The 6,907-nt window shown below is 73.3% G+C and carries 7 protein-coding genes; 1 reads left to right on the top strand and 6 read right to left on the bottom strand.

Annotation, left to right across the window (positions count from 1 at the left end):
- Positions 1-179: 179 nt before the first annotated feature.
- The gene (locus E1284_RS37140) at positions 180-854 is read right to left on the bottom strand and encodes a lysophospholipid acyltransferase family protein (RefSeq protein ID WP_243714980.1); all 675 of its coding nucleotides are present in this window, start codon (positions 852-854) and stop codon (positions 180-182) included.
- A 408-nt stretch (positions 855-1,262) separates the two neighbouring features.
- On the opposite strand from E1284_RS37140, the gene E1284_RS37135 reads away from it, so the two are divergent.
- On the top strand, positions 1,263-1,616 hold the full coding sequence (locus E1284_RS37135; protein WP_131944828.1) for an STAS domain-containing protein: 354 nt from the start codon (positions 1,263-1,265) through the stop codon (positions 1,614-1,616).
- A 7-nt stretch (positions 1,617-1,623) separates the two neighbouring features.
- On the opposite strand, the gene E1284_RS37130 is transcribed toward E1284_RS37135, so the two are convergent.
- From E1284_RS37130 to E1284_RS37110, 5 genes are read right to left on the bottom strand one after another with little or no spacing between them, the layout of a single operon-like run.
- Entirely contained in the window at positions 1,624-2,439 is an 816-nt protein-coding gene (locus tag E1284_RS37130; RefSeq protein ID WP_131944827.1) for a glutamate ABC transporter substrate-binding protein, read from the bottom strand.
- Positions 2,440-2,462: 23 nt separating this feature from the next.
- Complete coding sequence (locus E1284_RS37125; protein WP_243714979.1) at positions 2,463-3,995, bottom strand: hypothetical protein; 1,533 nt, start codon at positions 3,993-3,995, stop codon at positions 2,463-2,465.
- The gene (locus E1284_RS37120; RefSeq protein ID WP_131944826.1) at positions 3,992-4,720 is read right to left on the bottom strand and encodes an FHA domain-containing protein; all 729 of its coding nucleotides are present in this window, start codon (positions 4,718-4,720) and stop codon (positions 3,992-3,994) included. The genes E1284_RS37125 and E1284_RS37120 overlap by 4 nt, the downstream gene beginning before the upstream one ends.
- A gap of 5 nt (positions 4,721-4,725) precedes the next feature.
- Positions 4,726-6,018 carry a VWA domain-containing protein gene (locus E1284_RS37115; RefSeq protein WP_131944825.1) on the bottom strand — a complete coding sequence of 431 codons (1,293 nt, stop codon included), beginning with the start codon at positions 6,016-6,018 and terminating at the stop codon, positions 4,726-4,728.
- The gene (locus E1284_RS37110) at positions 6,015-6,809 is read right to left on the bottom strand and encodes a PP2C family protein-serine/threonine phosphatase (RefSeq protein WP_165965574.1); all 795 of its coding nucleotides are present in this window, start codon (positions 6,807-6,809) and stop codon (positions 6,015-6,017) included. The genes E1284_RS37115 and E1284_RS37110 overlap by 4 nt, the downstream gene beginning before the upstream one ends.
- Between the last annotated feature and the right edge of the window lie 98 nt (positions 6,810-6,907).

Raw genomic sequence — 6,907 nt, 5'->3', positions numbered from 1 at the left:
CCCCAACCCGACGACCGGAACGGACGTCATGAACCGCGGGGCCGGGCCGCGCCACGCGACGGCCGGAGCGCAGCGGAGGGCGGCGCCTCACCCCCAACCCGACGACCGGAACGGACGTCATGAACCGCGAGGCCGGGCCCCGTCACGCGACGGCCGGAGCGGCAGCGGAGGGCGGCGCCTCAGTTCTGTTGTTCGGCGCGGTCGTTGTATTCGGCGGCGTAGTCCTGGCCGGACATCTTCTGGATGGTCTCGACGATCTCGTCGGTGATGGCGCGGCGGGCCTTGGCCGGCGGGAGGTCGCGGTAGTGGGAGAAGTCCATGGGCGGGCCGATCCGCACGGTGGGGCGGGGGCCGAAGACGCGCGGGAAGGCGGCGCCGATCGGCTGGATCTTCTCGGTGCCCTCCAGGGCGACCGGCAGGACGCGGGCGCCGGACTCCAGGACGAGCCAGCCGACGCCCGTGCGGCCGCGGTAGAGGCGTCCGTCCGGGGAGCGGGTGCCCTCGGGGTAGATCGCGAAGGCGCCGGCGTTGTCGAGGACCTCGGCGGCCTGCTCGAGCGCGCCCATCGCGGCGCGGCGGGCGCCGCGGCGGACCGGGACGTGCCCGAGGTTGGTCAGGAACCAGCGGACGAAGCCCTTCTTCAGCCCGCCGCCCTCGAAGTAGTCGGCCTTGGCGATGTAGGTGACCGGGCGCGGCACCGCGAGCGGGATGATGAAGCTGTCGATGAACGACAGGTGGTTGCTGGCCACGATCAGCGGCCCGTAGCTCGGCACGTTCTCGCCGCCGACGACGCGGGGCCGAAATAGCAGCCAGAGGATCGGACGCACCACGCGCGTCATGAACGTGTAGAACACCCAGCCTCCCGAATTTCGCCACCTCACTGTAACCTCTGCGCCGATCCGGGTCGGAGTCAGCGTCCGCCTTTCGCGCGGGGAGGCGGGTAAGAAATGGTCCAAGCGCAGGTCAAGCCCCGCGCGAGTGACATTGGACGCCATTTCTTACCCTTCAGTAAGTTTCTCTTGAGTAAGTTATTGCCCTCGTTTCCCGGAGGTCCCCGGACGCATCCGGACGTCCGGGACGGCACGTCGGGTAGAGTCTGCACGTGGGACCGGCCGGACGTCCGGGACGGCGTTGCGGTCCGGCGGGGCGGGCTCGGTGACCGGTCCCCATTCCCGGTGAGAGCTTGGAATGCGGGCACGGGTGCGCGATCCTGAGGAGTCACCTGAGATGGCCGGGTACGACCGGATGGGCGTGAGGTGACCATGGACTTCGACATCAGCCTGATGCGCGACGACCGCTGCACGGTCGTCCGTGTCCAGGGCGACATCGACGTGGTGTCCCGGACGCGCTTCGAGGAGACCCTCTTCGAGGTCGTCGACACCGACGAGCCGGTGGTCGTCGACATGCGCGAGGTCACGTTCTGCGACTCGACCGGCCTGAACGCGCTCGTCGCCGCCAACCGGCGGGCCCTCGAGCGCGGCGGCCACATCGCGCTGGTGGCGCTGCCGCCGCGCGTCCAGCGGGTCTTCCGCATCACCGGCATCGACCGGTACATCCCGATCTACGACACGCTGCGCGAGGCGATCGTCGCGTTCCCGTCCACGACCACCCCCTGACGGGGGCTCAGGTACAGCCCTCGAACTGCGGGACGCTCGTCGTCAGCTTCAGCCCCGACCTGCCGAACCACTTGGTGAGCAGGCGCTGCGCGGTGCCGTCCTGGTACATCGCGGTGATGGCCCGGTTGACCTCCTCGCAGCCCTTCAGGTCGCCCTTCTTGAGCCCGACGCCGTACTTCTCGTCGGTGAACGGCGCGTTGATCATGCGTCCGGGGCGGCCGGCGGCGAACCCGGCGAGGATCAGGTCGTCGGTCGACACGGCGTCGAGCCTCCCGGCGGCGAGGGCGTCCATGCAGGCCCCATAGGTGCCGACGGTGACGGGCTCGGCGGCGACCTTGCGCTCCTCGATGACGCGGCGCCAGGAGTTGGAGCCGGTCACCTCGCAGATCCGCTTGCCCTTGAGGTCGCGGACGTCCCTGATGGACGCGGCGTCGGCGCGGACGAAGGTGTCCTGGTGGGCGACGTAGTAGGGCCCGCCGAAGGTGACCTTCATCTTGCGCTTGGCGGTGATCGAGTACGTCGCGACGATCATGTCGACGGTGCCCTTCGCGAGCGCCTCCTCGCGGACGGACGAGTTCGTCGTCCGCCACGTGATGCGGCTCTTCGGGACGCCCATCCTCCCCGCGATGTAGGTGGCGACGTCGACGTCGAAGCCCTCGTACGTCCCGTCCGGGCGCTTCACGCCGAGCGCCGGCTGGTCCTCCTTCACGCCGATGACCAGGGAGTCCTTGTCGGCGACGGACTCCTCCTCGGTGCCGCCGAGGCCGCAGCCCGCCAGCACCGCCGCGGCCAGGACGGCGGCGACGGCTCGGGTACCGCGCATGGCTTGCTCTCCTCCGGTCACGGTCAGCGGAACTCGGCCAGCCGGGGGCGGACCCCCGCCAGGACCAGCAGGGCGATCACGGCGGCGCCGGCGGGCGGGACGGCGTTCCAGCCGCGCAGCCCGCCGTCCGCGTCCTCGATCGCCTTGTCGAAGGCGTCCTGGTGGACGGCCGTCAGCAGGCTGAGCGCCTGGTCGAAGTTGTCGAAGTCGTGGATGGCGCCGGACGTCCGGCCCATCCGCAGGTCGATCGCTCCGGACCGGTTCCCCGACGACGCAAGCCGCCGCATCTCGGCGTCGTTGCGCTGGACGGTCCGGTACGCCGCGAGCACCGCCGCGAGGGCGTCGGCCTCCCGGCCCTTGTCGATCGTGCGGGCCTCGTCTCCGAAGAAGCCGAGGAACGGCACGGCGCCCTTGCCCGGCTTGTACGGGGCGACCTTCTGCTCCAGGCCCGCGTAGTAGTTCTCCAGGTTCACCGGCTTGTCGCCGAGGTCGGGGTAGATCACCGACAGGGACTTGTCGAGGTAGGTCTGCTCGTAGGTGTCGGCGCGGCCCGGATCGAGCAGGTAGCGGCTCTCGTCGGCGAACGCGCTGTGGCTGATCGCCCGCGCCCGCGACAGCTGGAGGATCGAGTCGAACCCGTCCTCCTTCGCCTTCTTGATGTGGCCCGCGTGCGCGGTGAGCAGGCCCGCGCCGACCGCGGTGAGCACGACCGTGCCGAGCGTCGCGAGCACCAGCGCCGGATTGAGGACGCGCCGGAACGTCCGGGCCAGGTACAGCTGCGTCGCGATCAGCAGGAGCAGCACGACCAGGCCGGTGAGGGCGACCCAGGCGCGTCCCGCGAGCACCGCCGACCGCTTCGTCTCATACGACTGCCGGACGTGCGCGCCGCTGTCCAGCGTGATGTTGTACGCCTTCGGCAGCAGTTGCAGCTTCATCAGGTCGGTCGCCTGCCGGTAGGCGTCGACGACCTGCGGCGGCAGTTCGCCCGCCGCGTGGTCCGACTGCGCGTCGAGCTGCATGGCCTGGCCGACGAGGCGCTCGTACTTGCCGAGGCCGTCCAGCACCTCCTGGACGGTCCGCTTCAGCGCCGGGTCGCGCCCGGCGAGCTGCGCGGCCTGCACGGCCGCCGCGTCCGCCTCCGCGCGGCGCTTCTCGTACACGCGCAGCGAGTTGTCGTAGCCGATGCCGAGATTGTGCTCGCGCCCGATCAGCAGGATGTTGGACACCTGCGCGTCCATGTCGCTGAGCGCGAAGTACAGCGTGCCGGTCGCGACGACCTGCGGGCCCGCGTCGTGCCCGATCGTCTGGACGGAGTCGCGCGCGTTCCCGACCGACACGGTGAGGACGGCCAGCAGCGCGACGAGCGCGGCGAGGCAGAGCACGGCATGCGCGCGGATGCGGCCGGGAATCGTCTTCAGCCAGCGGCCGCGCAGGAACGTCCGGAGGCGGCCGCCGCGCGGGGCGCCGGGCGTGGGTGAGCGGGGCGGGGCCGGGTCGAGCCGCGGGCCGGGCGTCCGGGGAGCGGGAGCCGCCGGCTGCGCGGGACTCATCGTCATGGCGGGCCTTCCTGCAGGGACAGCGTGATGGTCGTCCAGACGCCCACGTGGATGCGGTCGCCGTCCGCCATCGGCACCGGCGCGTTCACCGGGATCGGCGCGGTGCCGCCGTTCACCGTCGTGCCGTTCGTCGAACCGGGGTCGACGAGGGTCCAGGTGCCGTCGGGCCGCGCCAGCAGGACGGCGTGCAGATGCGACACACCGGGGTCTTCGGGCGGCGCGCTCAGGTCGATCTCCGGCACGATCCCGCGGGACGCGCTGCGCCGGCCGATCCGGACCTCGCCGCCGGTCAGCGGGACGCGCCGCTCCGGGCAGTAGGGCGGGAACGCGAAGCCGGCGGCGTCCTCGCCCATCTCGGCGACGACCGTGTCGAAGTAGGCGCGGTCGGCCGCGACCAGCGCGGACGGCCCGGGCTGCGCGGCCTGGGCGGCCGGGGAGCTGCCGGTGCGCGGCTGCGGCACCAGCGGCACGGCGCGCGCCGCGCGGTCGATCGCCAGCTCGACCGTGTAGAGGGTGCCGGTGTCGAAGTCGTAGCCGTCCGCCTCGCAGAAGCGGCCCGAACGGGGCGTCCCGCAGTGCGGGCACGTGGGCGGATCGGGCCCGGCCGCGGGCGGTACCGGGGGCGGAGCCGCGGGCGGTGCCGGGGGCGGGCCGCCGATGGGGTCGCCGCACACGTCGCAGCGGTCGGCGCTTCGGGACGTGTGCCCGCGCGGGCAGATCGGCATGGGCCTCAGCCTCCGGCCTTGCCGTCGTCGCCGTGCCGGGTCCGGACGGTCCGGACGGAACGGGTGTCGAGCGACATCTCATCCGCCTTCGACACGTCCCGTTTCAGCCGGACGGTGCCGGCCGCCTCGTCGACGACGTCCACGACCCGGTGGAGCAGGCCGGAGATCTGCTCGTTGCCGACCTCCCGCGCGAGGACGACCGCGCGTCCGAGCCGGGCGGTCGCGCGGTCCTCGTCGCCCTCGCGCCGCGCCTCCAGGCCCTCCTGGATCGCCTCGGCGAGCTCCGACTGCCCGGTGTGGTGCGCGACCCGGCCGTTGATGCGGGTGGAGTGGGCCTCGTCGTCGGTCCACTCGGCGAGGACGTTCCCGGACGCGAGCACCTCGTCGCCCGCCAGCAGCTTCACCCACGCGGCGCGCATCTGCCGTCCGACGTCGCCGGGCTGCACCTCGACGCACACGTGATACTCGCGGGACTCGCTCCCCCACGCGCCGAGCGGGTAGTCGCCGGTCTGCGCGCCCGACTCGACCCGGCGGCCGGTCAGGTCCTCGACGGCGGGAACCATCTGCTTGACGAACCGGAGCCGCGCCTGCTGCGGCGTCCACACGCGCATCGTCACGTCCGCGACCTCCTTGCTCATCGCGGCCCGCGTCATCGCCAGGAAGTCGGCCTCCAGGTCGGCCGGGTCGGGGACGTCCAGGAACCCGCCCAGCAGCGCCGAGCTGATCTTGCGCAGCTCGGCGACGTCCCAGTCGGTGCCGACGCCGCGCGCGTCGCACAGGAACCGGCCCTCGCACGCCCGCAGCGCCGCGTCCAGTTCCTCGGCCGGCTCGTGCTGGTTCTTGCCGTCGGTCAGCAGGATGGCGTGCCTGACGGCGTCGTCGTACCCGGTGAACAGGCGTTCGGCGAGCCGCAGCCACGACCCGATCGCCGTCCCGCCGGCGGCCTCCAGCCGTCCGATGGCGCTCACCGCGCCGCGCCGGGACGCCTCGTCCGCCGCGACGAGCCGCTCCCCCTGCGGGTAGATCATCCGCGGCCGGTTCGCGCCCGCGACGACCGCGAAGTGGACGCCGTCGCGCAGCACGTTCACCGCCGCCCGCGCGGCCCGCTTCGCCGCGGCCATCTTCCCCCGGTACGACATCGAGCCGGACGTGTCGATGAGGATGATCTCCGCCGCCGGAGCGCCGCCGCCGCCGTCGGAGCGCGCCGCCACGGTGACGATCGCGTGCATCTCCCGCCCGCCCGCCGGAAGGTAGGCGTTCTGGTCGACGCGGACGGTGAACTCCGGAAACCCGCTCATCTGCTCCGCTCCCCAACCGGCGGCGGGCAGGGGATCACCGCCGCCGTGACATTGTCGCGGCCGCCCGCCTCCAGCGCCGCCCGCAGCAGCCGCCGCGCCGCGCCGATCGGGCCGCCCGCGCCGCCCAGCGCCACCGCCGCGAGGTCCGCCGCCTCCGGCAGGTCGTTCCACAGCCCGTCGCTGCACAGCACGACGAGCCCCGGGACCGCCGGGCGGAACGCCGCCACATGCGGCTCGACGGGCCCGGCGTCCGCGCCCAGCCACGCCGTGATCATGTGCGCCCGCGGGTCGGCCCACGCGTCCTCGGCGGCCATCGCCCCCTGCTCGACCATCGCCGCGGCCCAGGAATCGTCCCTGGTCAGCAGGCGCGAGCCCGCCTCGGACAGCCAGTACGCCCGGCTGTCGCCGACCCACCCGACCGTCACACCGGCCGGGTCCACGATGGCCGACGCGAACGTGCACGCGGGCGAGGCGTCCGGCCCGCGGGCGAGCCCGGCGACGACCTCGGCCGCGCGCTCCACCGCCGCCCGCGTCGCCGCCCGCGGATCCATGCCGACGGACACCCGCCCGGTGAGCACGGCCAGCGCCGCGTCGGCGGCCCGCCGCGCCCCCTCCTGCGACCCCGGCGCCGTGGCGACCCCGTCGCACACCACCGCGCAGGCCCCTCGGGACAGCTCCGCGATCGCGACCGCGTCCTCGTTCCGCTTCCGCCGCAGCCCGCGATCACTGACCGCGGCGCCGACGTCCCCAAGATCGACTTCGCCACCCCCCGGCCCACCGGTCTGCCGCAACCCGCACCGCCCACAAAACCCGTCCGCCCCGACCGCCACCCCACCACAATCCCCACAGACCACACGGCCTGCGGCAGGCGCGAGGGCCGGGGTGGGCG

The sequence above is a fragment of the Actinomadura bangladeshensis genome, assembly GCF_004348335.1.
Taxonomy (GTDB): domain Bacteria; phylum Actinomycetota; class Actinomycetes; order Streptosporangiales; family Streptosporangiaceae; genus Spirillospora; species Spirillospora bangladeshensis.
Note: the sequence above shows the minus strand (reverse complement) of the source record. Positions and strands in the feature narration are given on the sequence as shown.

Coding starts and splice junctions, on each gene's coding strand:
- E1284_RS37120 (WP_131944826.1), bottom strand. CDS start 4,720: ATGCCGATCTGCCCGCGCGGGCACACGTCCCGAAGCGCCGACCGCTGC.
- E1284_RS37125 (WP_243714979.1), bottom strand. CDS start 3,995: ATGACGATGAGTCCCGCGCAGCCGGCGGCTCCCGCTCCCCGGACGCCC.
- E1284_RS37135 (WP_131944828.1), top strand. CDS start 1,263: ATGGACTTCGACATCAGCCTGATGCGCGACGACCGCTGCACGGTCGTC.
- E1284_RS37130 (WP_131944827.1), bottom strand. CDS start 2,439: ATGCGCGGTACCCGAGCCGTCGCCGCCGTCCTGGCCGCGGCGGTGCTG.
- E1284_RS37115 (WP_131944825.1), bottom strand. CDS start 6,018: ATGAGCGGGTTTCCGGAGTTCACCGTCCGCGTCGACCAGAACGCCTAC.